This is a genomic window from Pimelobacter simplex, from assembly GCF_024662235.1.
Taxonomy (GTDB): domain Bacteria; phylum Actinomycetota; class Actinomycetes; order Propionibacteriales; family Nocardioidaceae; genus Nocardioides.
On record NZ_CP096276.1, the window covers coordinates 2,372,606 to 2,388,402 of the forward strand.

Below are 15,797 nucleotides of genomic sequence, written 5' to 3' on the forward strand. Positions count from 1 at the left end.
AGCCATGGACCTCGACCAGGGCGGCCGCCAGCTGGCGGGCCTCGTTCTCGACGCGGCCGGCCGCGGCCAGCACGACAAGGTCGCCGACCTGATCGCACCGCTCGATGCCGAGCAGTTGCGATCCCTGGTGACGGTGCTGGCCGTCCAGGTCGACCAGACCATGCCTGTGGCGTCGGCAACTGGCCCTGCCGCGGTGTGCGAGCTGGCCATCAACGCCGCAGCGCCGATGTTCGGCACCACCCCGGAAGCGATCCTCAGCGCCGAGCGCAGCCGACCGGTCAGCGATGCCCGGGCGGTGGCCATGACCGCCGCCCGGGAGACCGGCCTGTCCCTGCCGGCGATCGCCGAGCACTTCAATAAGGACCACGGCTCGGTGATCCATGCGGTCCGCCGCACCGCTGAACGGCCACGGCTGGCCGATGCCGCTGCCCGGGTGAGCGGGCACGTCAACAGCCGCTACACCGCCCGCCTCCCCCGAGGCGAAGAGAACATGGTCAATCTCCACCAGCAGCCGCCGGCCTCGACGTTCCAGCCCGATGGCCCGGTCGAGCACGCCGTGGTGGCGGCCGCCGCGGCCTTCAACACCACACCCGAGGTCCTCCTGAGTGCCGACCGGAGCCGGGTGGCCGCGGATGCCCGTGCAGTGGCCATGACCGCCGCCCGCCAGCACGGCCACAGCCTGCCCACGATCGCCCGCCACTTCGGCCGCGACCACACCACGGTGCTGCAGGCGACCCGGCGCATCGAGAAGACCCCGCCGCTGCGGGACCTGGCCGCGAAGATCACCGCAGATCTCCCCGAGCAGCCCGCCAGCACACAAGCCGGCCCGGTCGACGTCGACGAGCAGGTCCCCGAGAGCGGCTACCGCTCCCCCGGGCTGCGCGAGCAGCAGCGTGCGATCCCTGGCGCCGGCGAGCGGGCGCAGCTGAGGGTCGCTAGGTGAGGGCCCTGATCGGTCTGGCCGCGGCCGCGATCCTCGCGCTGACAGTCGGCGGCATCAAGGCCGCCTTGCCCCGAGCCCAGACAGGCCACGACCCCGGCGAGGGCGAGACCACCCAGGTCCGTGTCACTGCGGTCCTCGACGGCGACACGATCCGCGTCGAGACCACCGGCGGACGCCAGCTCGGCCGCATACGGCGTCTGGGGATCGACGCCCCCGAAGTCGCCCACCCGCCGGAGCCGGCCGAGTGCTACGCCGACCAGGCAACCGACATGCTCGAGGAGCTCGCGCCGGTCGGCAGCACCGTCGAGCTCGTCACGGCACCGCCCAGCCCAACCGCGACCGCTACGACCGGCTGCTGCGATACGTCGACCACGCCGGCCACGACGTAGCCCGCGAGCTCCTGGCCGGCGGTGCCGCCCGCCGCGACGAAGCCGACCAGGCGCTCGCCCGCGAAGAGTCGTACTCCACGGCCGCCGACGATGCCCAGGGCGCTGAGCGCGGCCTATGGGGCACCTGCTGAGAGGGAGACACGGTCATGGACGAGCAGCCGACGACGGCCGCGAAGACGCTGGCCCGGTGGTGCTACGCCCGTGGCGTCGACGAACGAGTCCTCGGCGTCGGGTCAGCATCTGCTCAAGGCGGCGGCCTACCAGGCGCTCGGTCGTACGGCGCCGGCGCACCTCGAGCAAGCGCTGTGGCAACAGACCGCCGCACTGCTGCGTCAGCGACGCGACTAGACGGTATGTAGCGACCCGGTCGCTGTGACGGGGTTGCGGGCCGGGGCCTCACTCACGAGATTCGTGGGTTACCGAGCAGGGGCCGCCTGCTCGGCCTATCCGACATTCGTGGGAGGCCCCGGTGTTCACCGAGCGTACGAGCGTAGGGCTCGACGTGCACGCACGATCGGTCGTCGCAGCAGCGATCGACGGCGTCACGGGCGAGCTCCTCCAGACCCGACTCACCCCTTCGCATGAGCACATCCGTTCCTGGCTTGGCGACCTGCCGGGCCCAGTAGCGGTGGCCTACGAGGCGGGCCCTACTGGATTCGGACTGTCCCGGTCGCTGGCTGCAGCGGGGATCAGGTGCGAGGTCGTCGCGCCGAGCAAGCTCCAGCGTCCCAGCGGTGACCGCGTCAAGACCGACGCGAAGGACGCGGTGCACCTGGCAAGGTTGCTACGGCTGGACGAGTACACCTCGGTGTCGATCCCGAGCATCGACCAAGAGCATGCCCGTGACCTGGTCCGCGCCCGCGAAGATGCACGTGGCGACCTGATGCGTGCCCGTCACCGGCTGTCCAAACTTCTGCTGCGCCAGGGCATCGTCTACTCCGGTGGACAGGCTTGGACCGAGGTCCACGACGTGTGGCTACGCCGCCAGCGCTTCGATTCGTCGGCGCTGCAGATGACCTACGAGTCCGACTACGACGCGGTCCTGACGGTGAAGGCGCGCCGTGACCGACTCGACGAGGCGATCGCGGTGATGGCGGCGAACAGCGAGTTCACCCCGATCGTGCGGCGCCTGGGCTGCCTGCGTGGTGTCAGCAACCTGACCGCGCTCGCGCTCGCCGTCGAACTCGGCGACTGGCACCGATTCACGGGCAACACCATCGGTGCGTTCGTCGGCCTGGTCCCATCCGAGTACTCCTCCGGACAGTCACGGGTGCAGGGCTCGATCACCAAGACCGGCAACACCCACGTCCGCCGACTGCTCGTCGAGGCGGCCTGGCACCACCGAGCCCGCTACGTCGTCGGCAAGACCATGCGCGACCGATGGGAACTCGCCTCACCCGCAGCCCGTGCCCGCGGCGACGCCGGCAACCGTCGGCTGCACGCGCGTTGGAACGCCTTCCGTGAGCGCCGCAAGCGGCACGTGGTCGCCAACGTCGCGATCGCCCGCGAGCTGGCCGGTTGGTGCTGGTCCTTGGCCGTGCTCGAGGAGTAGGCCCACCCCACAAGCCGCTTCGTCGACCAGCGCGGTGGAAGCAGCGCGTGGAGCGACCCGCGAGACACCTATGAGCAGCTCAGCCCGGCTGTGCGACGCCCGACCCTAGACACGCGGTCCGCTCCTGCCGAACACCCCGTCCTGCGGTAACCAACCCGCGCATATCAGTCTGACCGCGCGTCGCCAACGACACGCTCACCGCCGGCCAGGCCGACGAAGCAGAGGCGCCCGCCCCCACCAACGGGGACGGGCGCCTCACCCTGCCTCTTGACAGGAAGCCGCTACATATCAGGTGTACCCGGCCAGGACGTTGGTAGCGGCGAGCCTGGTTGAACGAACGAGAACCTCCGAATGGGATGTGGCTTGTCTAAGGCCCACTCCAACCCGGAGGTTCTCGTGTCCCACGGTAGTGCCCGGCTGACCGTTCACGGTCGGCGCCTGATCGTCCAACGCCACCAAGCAGGCTGGAAACAAGCCCACATCGCTGCGGCGATGGGCGTGTCCCGCAAGTGCGTGAAGACCTGGATCGACCGCTACACCGCCGAAGGCGAAGACGGCCTGGCCACCCGCTCCTCACGCCCCCACTCGATGCCCACCAAGACCAGCAACGAGGTCGAGCAGAAGGTTCTCACCGCGCGTGCCGAGCATCGCGACGGACCCGATGTCCTCGGAGCGAAGGTCGGCGTTCCTGCCCGCACAGTGTCGCGGATCCTGCGCCGCCACCACGTGCCCTACCTTCGCGAGCTGGATCCGATCACCGGCGAGGTGATCCGATCCTCGAAGCAGACCGCGACCCGCTACGAGCGAGAGCGGCCTGGCGAGCTGGTCCACATGGATGTCAAGAAGCTCGGCAAGATCCCCGCCGGCGGCGGCTGGAAGGCTCACGGCCGCGGAGCCGGGTCGATCATGCGCGATCGCAACACCAAGGTCGGGTTCGACTTCGTTCACTCACTCGTCGACGACCACTCCCGCCTGGCCTACAGCGAGGTGCTGCCTGACGAGAAGGGCCCGACCTGCGCCGCGTTCCTCGAGCGCGCGATCGACTACTTCGCAGCCCATGGCATCACCCGGATCGAGCGTCTGATGACAGACAACGCCTGGGCCTACCGATGGTCGCTACGTGCCGTATGCGCCGAGCACGACATCAAGCAGAGGTTCATCAAGCCGCACTGTCCCTGGCAGAACGGGAAGGTGGAGCGCCTCAACCGGACCCTGACCACCGAGTGGGCCTACCGTCGCGCCTTCGCCAGCAACGACGAGCGAGTAGCCGCCCTTGCGCCCTGGCTCGAGCACTACAACACTGAACGCCGCCACAGCGCACTCGGAGGTAAGCCGCCGATCAGCCGGCTGCTACCAACCTGATGGCCGGGTACAACTGATATGTAGCGGCTTCCTGTCAAGAGGCAGGGTGAGGCGCCCGTCCCCGTTGGTGGGGGCGGGCGCCTCTGCTTCGTCGGCCTGGCCGGCGGTGAGCGTGTCGTTGGCGACGCGCGGTCAGACTGATATGCGCGGGTTGGTTACCGCAGGACGGGGTGTTCGGCAGGAGCGGACCGCGTGTCTAGGGTCGGGCGTCGCACAGCCGGGCTGAGCTGCTCATAGGTGTCTCGCGGGTCGCTCCACGCGCTGCTTCCACCGCGCTGGTCGACGAAGCGGCTTGTGGGGTGGGCCTACTCCTCGAGCACGGCCAAGGACCAGCACCAACCGGCCAGCTCGCGGGCGATCGCGACGTTGGCGACCACGTGCCGCTTGCGGCGCTCACGGAAGGCGTTCCAACGCGCGTGCAGCCGACGGTTGCCGGCGTCGCCGCGGGCACGGGCTGCGGGTGAGGCGAGTTCCCATCGGTCGCGCATGGTCTTGCCGACGACGTAGCGGGCTCGGTGGTGCCAGGCCGCCTCGACGAGCAGTCGGCGGACGTGGGTGTTGCCGGTCTTGGTGATCGAGCCCTGCACCCGTGACTGTCCGGAGGAGTACTCGGATGGGACCAGGCCGACGAACGCACCGATGGTGTTGCCCGTGAATCGGTGCCAGTCGCCGAGTTCGACGGCGAGCGCGAGCGCGGTCAGGTTGCTGACACCACGCAGGCAGCCCAGGCGCCGCACGATCGGGGTGAACTCGCTGTTCGCCGCCATCACCGCGATCGCCTCGTCGAGTCGGTCACGGCGCGCCTTCACCGTCAGGACCGCGTCGTAGTCGGACTCGTAGGTCATCTGCAGCGCCGACGAATCGAAGCGCTGGCGGCGTAGCCACACGTCGTGGACCTCGGTCCAAGCCTGTCCACCGGAGTAGACGATGCCCTGGCGCAGCAGAAGTTTGGACAGCCGGTGACGGGCACGCATCAGGTCGCCACGTGCATCTTCGCGGGCGCGGACCAGGTCACGGGCATGCTCTTGGTCGATGCTCGGGATCGACACCGAGGTGTACTCGTCCAGCCGTAGCAACCTTGCCAGGTGCACCGCGTCCTTCGCGTCGGTCTTGACGCGGTCACCGCTGGGACGCTGGAGCTTGCTCGGCGCGACGACCTCGCACCTGATCCCCGCTGCAGCCAGCGACCGGGACAGTCCGAATCCAGTAGGGCCCGCCTCGTAGGCCACCGCTACTGGGCCCGGCAGGTCGCCAAGCCAGGAACGGATGTGCTCATGCGAAGGGGTGAGTCGGGTCTGGAGGAGCTCGCCCGTGACGCCGTCGATCGCTGCTGCGACGACCGATCGTGCGTGCACGTCGAGCCCTACGCTCGTACGCTCGGTGAACACCGGGGCCTCCCACGAATGTCGGATAGGCCGAGCAGGCGGCCCCTGCTCGGTAACCCACGAATCTCGTGAGTGAGGCCCCGGCCCGCAACCCCGTCACAGCGACCGGGTCGCTACATACCGTCTAGGACCGTGACCACCAGGTGAGCCCACCGACGCCGGCGGCATGCCTGCCCTACGCCGTGGCGGTCGACCACTGCCCCACCCACGCCGGCCAGCGATGCCGTGCCTGCGGTGGCCAGCTGCACCGCATCGTCGTCGACGAGGGCTTCGACACCCACCCGTGCTGCGACAGGCCGGGCGCCAACCTGTGACAGGCCGGGCACCAACGGATCCCTGACCTTCCTCGAGCACACCGCGCGGCTGCTCGGCGCCACACTGCTTGCCCAGTCCGCCTGATCAGCCGGCCTGAGCGGCCCGGGGCGCAAACACGGATCAGCCGAAGTGATCGCTCCCACCCCTGGCCCGCACTTAGGAGACCAAGGACTTGCGCAGCCGGTGCCGGTCCACGGGATCCATAGGAGTTCACATGAGTGACGCCGCTCGCGAGGAAGCCGCGCTCGAGGAAGAGGCCCGGCAGCGCGCCGAGGAGATCAGGGCCACCGAGGAGGCCGCTGCCCTGGCCGCGGCCGCCGACACCGGCCCCTCCCCCGACGCCGAGATCGCGCAGGTCCACCAATCCGGCCGCCAGCACGACCACACCGACACGGCCGCCTACCAGCGACCCCAGCTCGGCCGCCGCCGCGGCCCGCGCCGCTAGGAGTGTCCGCGATGGCTACCGCACTCGCATCAGCGGACACCAGCCGCAGCCCCGGCCGCACGACGGTCCGCTGGGTCGACTGCTCCCACAAACTGGGGTCGCTGCCGTGCATGAACCACAAGCCGCACCAGGGCAACGGCCGCGGCTGCGTGCACCACTCCACGTCCGGCTTCCAGGACGACGAGTAGCCCGCGGACCTGTAGCGGCACGAGAGAACTCGTCAGCCGTGCACCAGGTGCAGCCGCGACCGCCCAGGCTGCTCAACGACCGTCTCCAGGCGCTGCACCCGCTCGAGCGTCATCGGATGCCCATGACGCCGAAGCAGACCAGCCAGCACGGAGCCCAGTCCGAGGGAGACCACCAGCTGGTCGGCCGCGGCCTCCGAGCGTGCCTCAATCCGCCGGCCGGCCGGCGGCACCAGGTAGGTCAGGGCGATCACCGCGCCGCCCAAGATCCCCGGCGCCGCCCGGCCCTCAGCGACCGACTGCACGATGCAGATCACCCCGACGACACCCCGCAGCGTCCACGCCAACCGCATGAACGGAAGCCAGGCGAAGGCCCTGCCCACGCCGCGGAACGTCGCGACCACCAGCCGCCACGGCGTCGTCGCGGCCAGCACAGCGAGCTCCAGCCGCGGCCGGATCGCTCGCCGTCGGCCGACGGCATGAGCCATCGTGGCGGCCGCCTCCGCAGCGGTAACTCCCCCGCGGTACACCGCATCGACCAGTCCGGGTGTGACCACGACCGCGCGATCCGCGATCGCCACAGCCACCGGGGTGCTCGGACCCTGACGCCGGCGTACGAACAGCGCGTCGAGGTCGACGCCGACGCCGCCCAGATCGGCGAGCACGGGCGCCATCACCTGGAGCTCAGCTGCGGTCGCGGGACGCGACCTGGTCAGTGCCGCGATCCCCGGCACCTCGAGCTGGCCGATCGCCAGCGCAACGAGAAGCCCCGCTGCGGCCAGGAACGCCACCAGGCCAAGGGCCGGCGGGAGCAGGGCGCACACCACCACTGTGAGGACGAAGCTCACCAGCAGCGCCGGCGCCAGCGTCACCACCCTCAGCACGGTCATCGGGAACCTCATCATCACGACCCTCCTCCATCTGTCAGCACTAGTGCGAATCTCTTGACTTTGCTCGCGGTGATCGTCCGGCGACCGCGGAACGACATAGGCGAACGAGACCAGTTTGTGCCCAGCCGCCGACACGACCCCGAGTTATCCACAGCCCCCCTCTCAGCGGAGCGAGGACCGACCCGGACGTGGGTTCATGGGCCAGACCGACCTCCGACCGAAAGGAACACCCGTGGACACCCTCAACGCTGACGGCACTTGGGACCGCCTCGGCTCGATCGCCCTCCTGCTGCACCAAGCCGCCAACCAGGTATGGAGCGACGCCGACAGGGCCACCGCCGACTCGCCGCTGCACGACCTCGGACTCGGCGTTTACCTCGCGCACTCCCAGGCCAGTGCCCTGCTGCCCGACGACTACGTGCTGCCCGACGTCGACGCGGCCGAGGAGTTCGAGGAGCGCATGCCGCTGCAGCTGCTCACCGAGGCCGAGGAGCTGACCCGTCCCCTGCCGCTGCACCGGCCCGACCTGGTGCACGGGTCCCAGCTGGTCGTCGACCTGTGCGACCTCATCCGGGAAGCCCGCGGCCTTGGCTACTGACCTACGCCTGGCGTACGCCGACATCGACGAGGCGCTCTTCGACGTCAACCAGATCCCGATGACCTCGCGCGACGTGCGCAGCGTCGGCGAGATGCTCTTCGACGTCGACTACCTCGCACGTCAGCTCCTCATGGACGTCGACGGCGACGCTGCCGGCACCCTGCTGCGCAGCTGGCCGACAATGGTCGCGGCCGCCGAGGACCTGTGGGCATCGCTGCCCGGTCGACGTCCCGGCGTCGACGAGCGCGACCAGCCCATCACCAGCCTCTCCGCCCAGGCCGCCACCATCGAGACCAGCCTCTCCGGCCGGACAGCCTGGCCTGGCCAGGGCCCGACCAGCCCCCGCATCGACCAGATGACCCAGACCTTCCTCAACGCCGCGGCCCTGGTCCGCCGCTACGGCGCCGAGATCCCCCACGAGCAGCCCGAAGCTCACCGCGACCTCGAAGCAGCACGCACCCGGATCATGCACGGCCTCTACCTCACCGCCCACGCCGTTAACGTCGCGCTCCACGAGCACGGCCGCGACCGCGTCAACGACGCCCGAAGCGCCGGACGCCGGATCCACCTGGCACAGCACCACTCCCCTTACGCGATCGCCCCCACCGGTGTCTGGGTCGACCGGATGTCCGCCTGCGAGAACACCGCCCGCAGCTACCTGACCGACCGGTTCACCCAAGCCCTTGCCGGCGAGGCGGTGCGACCCGTCGACGACCCCAGTCGGCTGGCGCAAGCGCTGGCCAACTGGGACATCCAGACCCACCGCGCCCTGGCACGAGATCTCGCACCGTCCAACATCCTGCTCATCACCCGCACCCAGGGGCTGATCGCCGGCGCGAGCATCGTCCTGGTCAACGCGGCCGCGACCGTCGGCGTGCTCGAGCGTTCCGACCGCCTCGTCCCCGCCATCGCCGACGCAGGGCGGTCCTGGAGCAACCTGGCCAGTCGCTGGGGTGACCTCGCTCTGCCAGGTGCCCACCTCGAGGAGCCGCTGGCACGCGCGGCCGCGGAGGTCCGCGCCGCGTACCGCCAGCTCACCCACGACAAGACGACCCTCGCCAGCCCCGAGGTGATCGCCGGACGCCCGGGGGCCTGGCAGGCCGTGGCCGCGACCCTGCGCGCCGTCGAGGCCGGATCCGAGCTCGCCGCCGTCGTCGCCGAGAAGGCCGACAACTCCAACCTCATCGGCCCCGCCCGGGCACTGTCCCGACGAGCTCACAACGACGTGGAGTCCGGCCTGGCCACCCCGCCCCACGGCGATGTCGTCTGGGTGTCCCCCTCTGACATCCTCGCCAAGCGCTCGGTCCCGCTCCCCCCGCCCGTCGCGGAGACCCTGCGAGCCGCCAGCAACGCCACCATCGACTCGACCAGCTCGGCCTCCGCAGTGGCCACACTGCATCAACGCAACGACCGCCCCGCAAGTTCTGACGCGGTCCTCGGCTCGCGTCGCAGGGCTGTACCTGAGGCCGGACGCCCACCAATCACTTCGGCCCACACTGCTCGACGGTGACCAGAACAACGCCAGGTGCAGCCGAAAGGGCTACTTCCGCCGTGCCGGGAGAACAACTCCACGGGCTCTCCGTCGCGAGGACACGACACAGGAATGGCGCCGTCGCGGGTGGTTTTTTGGATGTGATTTGCCCTGTGATTCCTGTTGGCTTGCGCGCCCCAAAGTGGCACACTTCAGGTATGAACAATCAGTCGACCATCGCCCGCGGCGACCTTCGCGCCTACGAGGAGTCGGTTCGGCTAGCGACGCCGGAGCTTGTCGAGCGGCTGCGCGACCTGCTCGGCGCCAAACTCGTGGCCTACCTGGGCTCGGTCCAGGAGACCCGTGCTGTGCGCCAGTGGGCCGACCCGGCCGACGCACGCACCCCGTCTACCGAGGTCGTCAACCGGCTGCGGATGGCGTACCGGATCGCGGCCCTGCTGCGCGGGAAGGACTCGGCCGCGGTCGTCCAGACGTGGTTCCAGGGCATGAACCCGCGGCTCGACGACGTCGCGCCGGCGCGGCTGCTGCGTGAGGGCAACCTGGAGCAGGTCGGCCCCGAGGTCCTGGCGGCCGCGCGCGCCTTCGCCGCGGCCGGGTGACGCCACCGGTGACCGAGGCACCTCAGCTGGTCGTCATCGACGCGGCCGAGCAGGTCTGGCGCGTCGGCTTCAAGCCGGAGCCCTGGGCCTGGTCGGGTTGGGAGTGGGCCAGCGCCGATGGCAGGTTCAACGGCCGCTGGGACGACCGGCAGGGCAACTTCCGCAGCATCTACGCCGGGTCCACTCTCCTGGCTTGCCTGCTCGAGGTCCTCGCTGGGTTCCGGCCTGACCCGACCCTCGCGCTCGAGCTCGACGACATCGAGGAGGACGACGAGGACGCCGCGATGCACCCGACCGGGCGCGCCGGCGAGATCTCCTACTCCTGGCTCGAGCCGCGGTCGGCGGCCAGCGCGACGTTGACGGGTCGCTTCTGCGCGGTGACGGCTGCTGAGTCGATCGCCGCGCTGCGCCCGCGGTTCGTCGCCCTGGCGCACCTGCTGAGCCTGCACGACTTCGATGCGGCCGCGCTCAAGGACGGGCGTCCGCGAGCACTCACCCAGTCGGTGGCTACCTACCTGCATGCCAGCACCGAGCTCGACGGGGTCACCTTCGCGTCGCGACACGGCGACGATCTCGCGCTGTGGGCGGTGTTCGAGCGTGCCGAGGACCCCGCGATCAGTCGCACCCTCGGCACGGTCGAGCACCACCCGCTCTCCCCCGAGCATCGGGACCTCCAGGAGGCCCTCCGGATCCTAGGGCTCAGTTGGTCGACCACCTGACGCCGTTCCGCCCTGTGCGGCGGGTCGACAAGCCACGATGCGAGGCGTGGGACTCTTCGAGCGCAGTGCGGCCGTCAAGGCCAAGAGGATCGGGGCGTGCGCCCGGTATGTCGATGAGGACGTGCAGCGCGTCGACCTCAAGGTCATGAGCACCGACGGGGAGTCTGCGCTCATCGACCTCAGTCTCGACCAGACCCCCGAGCTCGTCATCGGCCTGACCAACGCGTAGGGGCCTGTCGGCCCGCGTTGCTGGACCAGGGGGCGGGTCGACCGGATCACCTCGTTCTGCTGGATGGGCTGATGACCCGCTACGAGTACGACGATCCCGACTCGATGGATCGCCGCGCCTGCTGGGGCTGCGAGGCGACGAGATCATCGTCTCGGACATGCGCGCGCGCCAACACACTCGGTCTGCGAGCCGGCTTCCCTGTGGTCATGACCTGTTTGCGACGCCGGCGAGGTAGTCACTGCCGACATAGGTGCGCCAGCTGTCGGCAGGATCGAGTCCCTGGCTGGTGAGTTCGGCGAGGAACTGGCCGGCAGTGAACCTGTCCTCGGTGGGGTGGTCCAGAAGTCGGCGGAAACTGGGGCGGGCCAGTGCCGCGGCGGTGACCTCGAGGTAATAGAAGGTCCCACCGGGACGGAGGACCCGGGCGACCTCGGTCACGGCATCACGCCAGTTGGTGACGTGGTGGATGATCCCGAAGTCGAAGACGGCGTCATAGCTGGAGTCCTCGGCTCCGAGTGCGGCCCGGAGATCGTCGGCGTTGCCCTGCTCGACGCGGACCTGATCGTTGTAGCGGCGCAGCCGGCGGCGGGCTCGGGTAACCATGGCGGGGTCGAGGTCGACGGCATCGACCGTGGCCGCGCCGAACTGGTCGATGATGAGGTTGGTGCTATAGCCCGATCCACAGCCGATCTCCAGCGCGTGAGCTCCCCGCGTGCGGCCACCAAGCCGCCGCAGGGTAGGGGTCTCGACGCAGCGCTGGAAGACGCGGTTGGCGGGGCTGTTGACCAGGAAGGTCTCCGCCTTGTTCATCAACATGGTTTCAATGCCCTTCTTCCTCGGGAAAGGTGGTCGCCTCTGGCGAGCGACGGTCATGATCGCTGCCAGCGTTGGGGTTGCCAGGTAGGAGCAGCCCCGTGAACAGCGCGCTGAGCCCAGCGGTGATCGCCGTCGCGATCAGCACCAGCGACATGCCGTGCTGGTAGGCGGCACTGGCGCTGGCCGCGAGCGCTGGTTCGTCGAGGCGGGCGGCTGCGGCGATTGCTCCGGCGATGGATTCGCGGGCGGCGGGCGCTGCCTCGGCTGGCAAGCCGGCGGTGTTCACCCGGTCGGCGTAGCCCCCAGCCAGCAGGCTGCCGAGCATGGCGACGCCGAGAGCACCACCTGTCTCGCGCAGGGTCATGGTGATCGCGGTACCGGCCCCGACTTGCTCGGTCGACAGCGCGTCGAGGACCGCGTCCATGGCGGGCGCGAGCGCCAGCCCGATCCCGAGTCCCGCCGTGGCGAGCCAGGCTGCGACGAACCCGTAGCTGGACTCCAGATCGGTGAGCGCGCCGATTGCCACACCTGCGGCGAGCACGACCAGGCCAGCCGAGACCGGCACTTTGTAGCCGGCGCGCGCGGCGAGCCGCTCCCCCGCCGGAGCGCCGACGACCAGGCCGCCGATCAGCGGGAGCAGCCGGATCCCGGTACCGAGGGCGTCGTGGCCGGCGACGAACTGCAGGTACTGCGGGACGACGAACAACAGTCCGAGCATGCCGAACGTGACCAGGACCCCGGCGATGCTGGCCCACAGGAACTGGGGCCGGGTGAACAGGTGCAGGTCGATCATCGGGTCGCGTACCCGCAGCTCCCAGGCCACGAAGCCGGCCAGCACCACCAGCCCGGCACTGATCGCGCCAATCGTGACCGGATCGGACCAGCCCTGACCGGGGGCCTCGATTACCCCGTAGACGAGCGAGATGAGCCCGGCCGTGGACAGCACGGCTCCCATTACGTCGGGGCGGCGTGGCAACGGGTCGCGCGACTCCGGATGCAGGAGGGCGATCGCGACCGCGCCGATGATCGCGATCGGGACGTTGATGAGGAAGATGGAGCCCCACCTGAAGTGCTCGAGCAGGTAGCCGCCGATGATCGGTCCGAGCGGGATACCGATCCCGAGCCCCATCACCAGGAGCGAGACCGCCTTGCCGCGTTCGGTCGGACCGAAGAGGGCGGCGAGGACCGCGAACGCGACCGGCATCATGATGGCAGCGCCCAGCCCCATCACGCCGCGCGCGGCGATCACCAGAGCGGCCGAGCTGGCCCAAGCTGCACCGGCCGAGGAGAACCCGAACAGGCAGAGCCCCATCAGGAGCAGTCGTTTGCGGCCGTACCGGTCGCCGAGCGCGCCGCAGGTGAGCATCAGGCCGGCGAGCACCAGCACGTAGGCGTTGACCATCCATTGCAGGGCGTCGGTGCCGACCTCCAGCTCGGTGGCGATGGTCGGCAGGGCGACGTTCATGATGGTGATGTCGAAGCCTAGAGTGAGCACTGCCAGGCCGAGGGCGGCCAGTGCCCACCAGCGCCGCGGATCTCCGTACCCAGTCGTCATGGTGATGCTTCTCCCTTGGTGTGGCCGGATGGGTCAGTCGGTGAGCCCCAGCCGTTTGTGCAGGCGCCGCAGCGGCGCGGGTGCCCACCAGTTGGCCTCGCCGGCCAGCCGCATAATCGCGGGGACGAGCAGGCCGCGCACGATCGTGGCGTCGAGGACGACAGCGAGGGTCAGCCCCACACCGATCACCTTCAAGGCGGTGAGGTTCGAGGCCGCGAGCGCCAAGAAGACGGTGACCAGGATCGCGGCGGCGGCGGTGATCAGTCCGCCGGTGCGCTGAAGCCCTTGAGCGACCGCTTCGGCGGTCGTAGCGCCGGTGAGGTGGGCCTCGGTGATCCGGGACAGCAGGAAGACCTCGTAGTCCATCGACAGGCCAAAGGCGATGCAGAACACCAGCACCGGCAGTGTGGTTTCCAGGGTGCCGGTCGGAGTGAAGTCACCGACCAGCCAACGCAGGTGACCTTCCTGGAACACGTAGACCAGGGCTCCGAAGGTGGCGCTGAGGCTGAGCAGGTTGGTCACGATCGCCTTGACCGGGATCAGCAGCGATCCTGTGAACAGGAACAGCAGGACGAAGGTGGACAGGGCGATCACTCCCAGCGCCCACGGCAACCGGTCGGCGATGGTGTCGGTGGCATCGACCAGGGTGGCTGCGGAGCCGCCGACCAGCACCGGGCCGGGTGCGGGTTGTTCGCGGATGTCGCGCACGACGCTGCGGGCATCGGCGGGGTCCGCGGCCGACGGGGTAACGGCCAGCCAGGTTCCAGCTGCGGAGGTATCGCCGGCATCGTTGGCTTGCTCGCCGGTTGTCTCGGTCGTTTGCCCGTCGACGTGGCGGCCTGCGACGGAGTCCACCGAGGTGACCCCGGGCAGAGTTGAGAGCCGGGCGGCGTACTCGTCCAGCTCGGCGACCGGGGTCGCGTCGCGTCCGGGCAGGACCACGGTGATCGGGTCGTCTGCCGCTGCGGGGAAGTCCCATGCCAGCCGTTCCGCGGTGTCGGCCACGGGATTGTCGGCCGGGAGTGTCCTGTGGTCCAGGAGCCCGAATCGCACACCCGCGAACGGCAGCACTAGCAGGATGAGCACCGCGCTGACCGAGACGAGGACCGGTACGGGACGGCGCATGACCAGGGCGGCGATGCGGTGCCACATCAGACGGTCGTCCCCCAGCCGGGCGCGGCGACGGGTGATCCGCCGGCGGATCGGCGCGAACAGGTCAGCCCGGTCGAGCCGGTGCCCCACCTGAGCCAACATCGCTGGCACAAGGACCACCGCAGTGAGAGCGGCCAACGCGGTGACTGCGATCCCCGCGAAGCCCAGCGATCGCAAGAAGGGCATCGGGAACAGCAACAGCGCAGACAGTGAGAGCGCCACCGTCACTGCGGAGAACACGACGGTGCGACCAGCGGTGCGCACCGCGATGACCACCGCATCCTCAACCGAGCGCCCGGCGCGGCGCTCCTCGCGGAACCGGGTGACCAGGAACAGGCTGTAGTCCACCGCCAGCCCGAACCCGAGCGCTGTGGTGAGGTTCAGCGCGTACGTCGACATCGTGGTGAGCTCGGCCAGCAGACCCAGCATCGCCAGCGTCCCGACCACCGCACCGGCCCCCACCAACAGCGGCAGGCCGGCCGCGATCGCCGAGCCGAAGACCAGCAGCAGCACGAGCAGGGTGATCGGCAAGGTCACCATCTCCGCGGAGATCAAGTCGCTCTCGGCCTGTTCGTCGACCGCCAACCCCACCGCGGCGGGTCCAGTGGCACCCACCTCCAAAGCACCGGAGTCCTGCTCGATGTCGTCAATGATCCTCGTCGCGGCTTCCTGAGCGGCATGCTCGCCGCCGGTCAGCTGTACCGCGATGAGCGCGGATCGGCGGTCGTCGGCACGCAGCGACGGGTCCGGAGTCTCCCAATATGACTGCAGCCCGCCCACGCCGGGTGTTTCGCTCAGCTGTGCGGTGAGCTCGCGGCCCCTTTCCACGGCTTGCGGTGAGTCGACGGTGCCGGTGACCGCCTCGGCGATCAGGACCAAGTTCGCCGGCCCGCCTGGGAAGTCCTGGGTCAGTGCCTCGGCCGCTCGTTGCGATTCAGCCGAGGGATCCAGGTAGGCACCCGAGGTCAGCTTGTCGCCGGCGTCGCGCCCGACCACGCCCGCCACGATCATGAGCAGCAGCGCCACCACCAGCACCAGTCCCCGGCGGCGCAGCAGCAACCGCAGAAGGGGGCCCGCCTTCTTCTCCGGCCCGCGTGTCCCGCTTAGCGCGTGGTGCGCCGTCGTCGCCATGTGGAATCCTCCGAGTTCGGCCGCTATAAGCGGCATTGGA

At 69.7% G+C, this 15,797-nt stretch carries 19 protein-coding genes; 14 read left to right on the plus strand and 5 right to left on the minus strand.

The genetic code is table 11. From position 1 onward, the window contains the following. The first annotated feature begins 4 nt into the window (after positions 1-4). The 6 genes from M0M48_RS11745 (at position 5) to M0M48_RS11765 (ending at position 4,246) form a co-directional block, all read left to right on the plus strand. Entirely contained in the window at positions 5-943 is a 939-nt protein-coding gene (locus M0M48_RS11745) for a helix-turn-helix domain-containing protein (RefSeq protein WP_257751262.1), read from the plus strand. Next, the gene (locus tag M0M48_RS11750) at positions 940-1,332 is read left to right on the plus strand and encodes a thermonuclease family protein (protein ID WP_257751263.1); all 393 of its coding nucleotides are present in this window, start codon (positions 940-942) and stop codon (positions 1,330-1,332) included. The genes M0M48_RS11745 and M0M48_RS11750 overlap by 4 nt, the downstream gene beginning before the upstream one ends. Continuing rightward, positions 1,299-1,463 (plus strand): hypothetical protein, encoded by a 165-nt coding sequence (locus M0M48_RS31065; protein ID WP_374587358.1) that lies wholly within the window; start codon positions 1,299-1,301, stop codon positions 1,461-1,463. The genes M0M48_RS11750 and M0M48_RS31065 overlap by 34 nt, the downstream gene beginning before the upstream one ends. Positions 1,464-1,533: 70 nt before the next feature. Then, positions 1,534-1,680, plus strand: a complete 147-nt coding sequence (locus M0M48_RS11755; protein WP_257751264.1) for a hypothetical protein — start codon at positions 1,534-1,536, stop codon at positions 1,678-1,680. Between the two features lie 121 nt (positions 1,681-1,801). Then, on the plus strand, positions 1,802-2,884 hold the full coding sequence (locus tag M0M48_RS11760; RefSeq protein WP_257751265.1) for an IS110 family transposase: 1,083 nt from the start codon (positions 1,802-1,804) through the stop codon (positions 2,882-2,884). Positions 2,885-3,280: 396 nt separating this feature from the next. After that, complete coding sequence (locus tag M0M48_RS11765; RefSeq protein WP_257750317.1) at positions 3,281-4,246, plus strand: IS481 family transposase; 966 nt, start codon at positions 3,281-3,283, stop codon at positions 4,244-4,246. Positions 4,247-4,551: 305 nt separating this feature from the next. Here the strand turns inward: M0M48_RS11765 and M0M48_RS11770 are convergent, their stop codons facing one another. Next, entirely contained in the window at positions 4,552-5,634 is a 1,083-nt protein-coding gene (locus tag M0M48_RS11770) for an IS110 family transposase (protein ID WP_257751265.1), read from the minus strand. Positions 5,635-5,774: 140 nt separating this feature from the next. On the opposite strand from M0M48_RS11770, the gene M0M48_RS11775 reads away from it, so the two are divergent. The 3 genes from M0M48_RS11775 to M0M48_RS11785 all read left to right on the plus strand — a co-directional run bounded on the left by M0M48_RS11775 (position 5,775) and on the right by M0M48_RS11785 (position 6,579). After that, positions 5,775-5,945 (plus strand): hypothetical protein, encoded by a 171-nt coding sequence (locus M0M48_RS11775; RefSeq protein WP_257751266.1) that lies wholly within the window; start codon positions 5,775-5,777, stop codon positions 5,943-5,945. 215 nt (positions 5,946-6,160) lie between these two features. Further along, complete coding sequence (locus tag M0M48_RS11780) at positions 6,161-6,391, plus strand: hypothetical protein (RefSeq protein WP_257751267.1); 231 nt, start codon at positions 6,161-6,163, stop codon at positions 6,389-6,391. An 11-nt stretch (positions 6,392-6,402) separates the two neighbouring features. Next, positions 6,403-6,579: a hypothetical protein gene (locus M0M48_RS11785; protein ID WP_257751268.1), complete on the plus strand. Its 177-nt coding sequence runs from the start codon at positions 6,403-6,405 to the stop codon at positions 6,577-6,579. Positions 6,580-6,611: 32 nt separating this feature from the next. On the opposite strand, the gene M0M48_RS11790 is transcribed toward M0M48_RS11785, so the two are convergent. Next, entirely contained in the window at positions 6,612-7,466 is an 855-nt protein-coding gene (locus M0M48_RS11790; protein WP_257751269.1) for a hypothetical protein, read from the minus strand. A 232-nt stretch (positions 7,467-7,698) separates the two neighbouring features. On the opposite strand from M0M48_RS11790, the gene M0M48_RS11795 reads away from it, so the two are divergent. From M0M48_RS11795 to M0M48_RS11815, 5 genes are all read left to right on the plus strand, one after another. Continuing rightward, positions 7,699-8,064, plus strand: coding sequence for a hypothetical protein (locus M0M48_RS11795; protein WP_257751270.1), 366 nt, complete (start codon positions 7,699-7,701; stop codon positions 8,062-8,064). Further along, the gene (locus tag M0M48_RS11800; RefSeq protein ID WP_257751271.1) at positions 8,054-9,574 is read left to right on the plus strand and encodes a hypothetical protein; all 1,521 of its coding nucleotides are present in this window, start codon (positions 8,054-8,056) and stop codon (positions 9,572-9,574) included. Before M0M48_RS11795 ends, M0M48_RS11800 begins: the two co-directional genes overlap by 11 nt. Before the next feature lie 179 nt (positions 9,575-9,753). Further along, positions 9,754-10,155, plus strand: a complete 402-nt coding sequence (locus tag M0M48_RS11805) for a hypothetical protein (protein WP_257751272.1) — start codon at positions 9,754-9,756, stop codon at positions 10,153-10,155. Between the two features lie 8 nt (positions 10,156-10,163). After that, positions 10,164-10,874 carry an RES domain-containing protein gene (locus M0M48_RS11810; RefSeq protein WP_257751273.1) on the plus strand — a complete coding sequence of 237 codons (711 nt, stop codon included), beginning with the start codon at positions 10,164-10,166 and terminating at the stop codon, positions 10,872-10,874. A 46-nt stretch (positions 10,875-10,920) separates the two neighbouring features. Further along, a complete protein-coding gene (locus M0M48_RS11815) occupies positions 10,921-11,103 on the plus strand; it encodes a hypothetical protein (RefSeq protein WP_257751274.1) in 183 nt (60 codons plus the stop codon). 204 nt (positions 11,104-11,307) lie between these two features. Here M0M48_RS11815 and M0M48_RS11820 read toward each other — a convergent pair whose 3' ends face one another. From M0M48_RS11820 to M0M48_RS11830, 3 genes are read right to left on the minus strand one after another with little or no spacing between them, the layout of a single operon-like run. Further along, positions 11,308-11,919, minus strand: a complete 612-nt coding sequence (locus M0M48_RS11820; protein WP_257751275.1) for a class I SAM-dependent methyltransferase — start codon at positions 11,917-11,919, stop codon at positions 11,308-11,310. 4 nt (positions 11,920-11,923) lie between these two features. Next, positions 11,924-13,474: an MFS transporter gene (locus tag M0M48_RS11825; RefSeq protein ID WP_257751276.1), complete on the minus strand. Its 1,551-nt coding sequence runs from the start codon at positions 13,472-13,474 to the stop codon at positions 11,924-11,926. A 33-nt stretch (positions 13,475-13,507) separates the two neighbouring features. Beyond that, entirely contained in the window at positions 13,508-15,757 is a 2,250-nt protein-coding gene (locus M0M48_RS11830) for an MMPL family transporter (RefSeq protein WP_257751277.1), read from the minus strand. Positions 15,758-15,797: the final 40 nt, after the last annotated feature.

Coding starts and splice junctions, on each gene's coding strand:
- M0M48_RS11745 (WP_257751262.1), top strand. CDS start 5: ATGGACCTCGACCAGGGCGGCCGCCAGCTGGCGGGCCTCGTTCTCGAC.
- M0M48_RS11780 (WP_257751267.1), top strand. CDS start 6,161: ATGAGTGACGCCGCTCGCGAGGAAGCCGCGCTCGAGGAAGAGGCCCGG.
- M0M48_RS11785 (WP_257751268.1), top strand. CDS start 6,403: ATGGCTACCGCACTCGCATCAGCGGACACCAGCCGCAGCCCCGGCCGC.
- M0M48_RS11790 (WP_257751269.1), bottom strand. CDS start 7,466: ATGACCGTGCTGAGGGTGGTGACGCTGGCGCCGGCGCTGCTGGTGAGC.
- M0M48_RS11805 (WP_257751272.1), top strand. CDS start 9,754: ATGAACAATCAGTCGACCATCGCCCGCGGCGACCTTCGCGCCTACGAG.
- M0M48_RS11820 (WP_257751275.1), bottom strand. CDS start 11,919: ATGTTGATGAACAAGGCGGAGACCTTCCTGGTCAACAGCCCCGCCAAC.
- M0M48_RS11825 (WP_257751276.1), bottom strand. CDS start 13,474: ATGACGACTGGGTACGGAGATCCGCGGCGCTGGTGGGCACTGGCCGCC.
- M0M48_RS11830 (WP_257751277.1), bottom strand. CDS start 15,757: ATGGCGACGACGGCGCACCACGCGCTAAGCGGGACACGCGGGCCGGAG.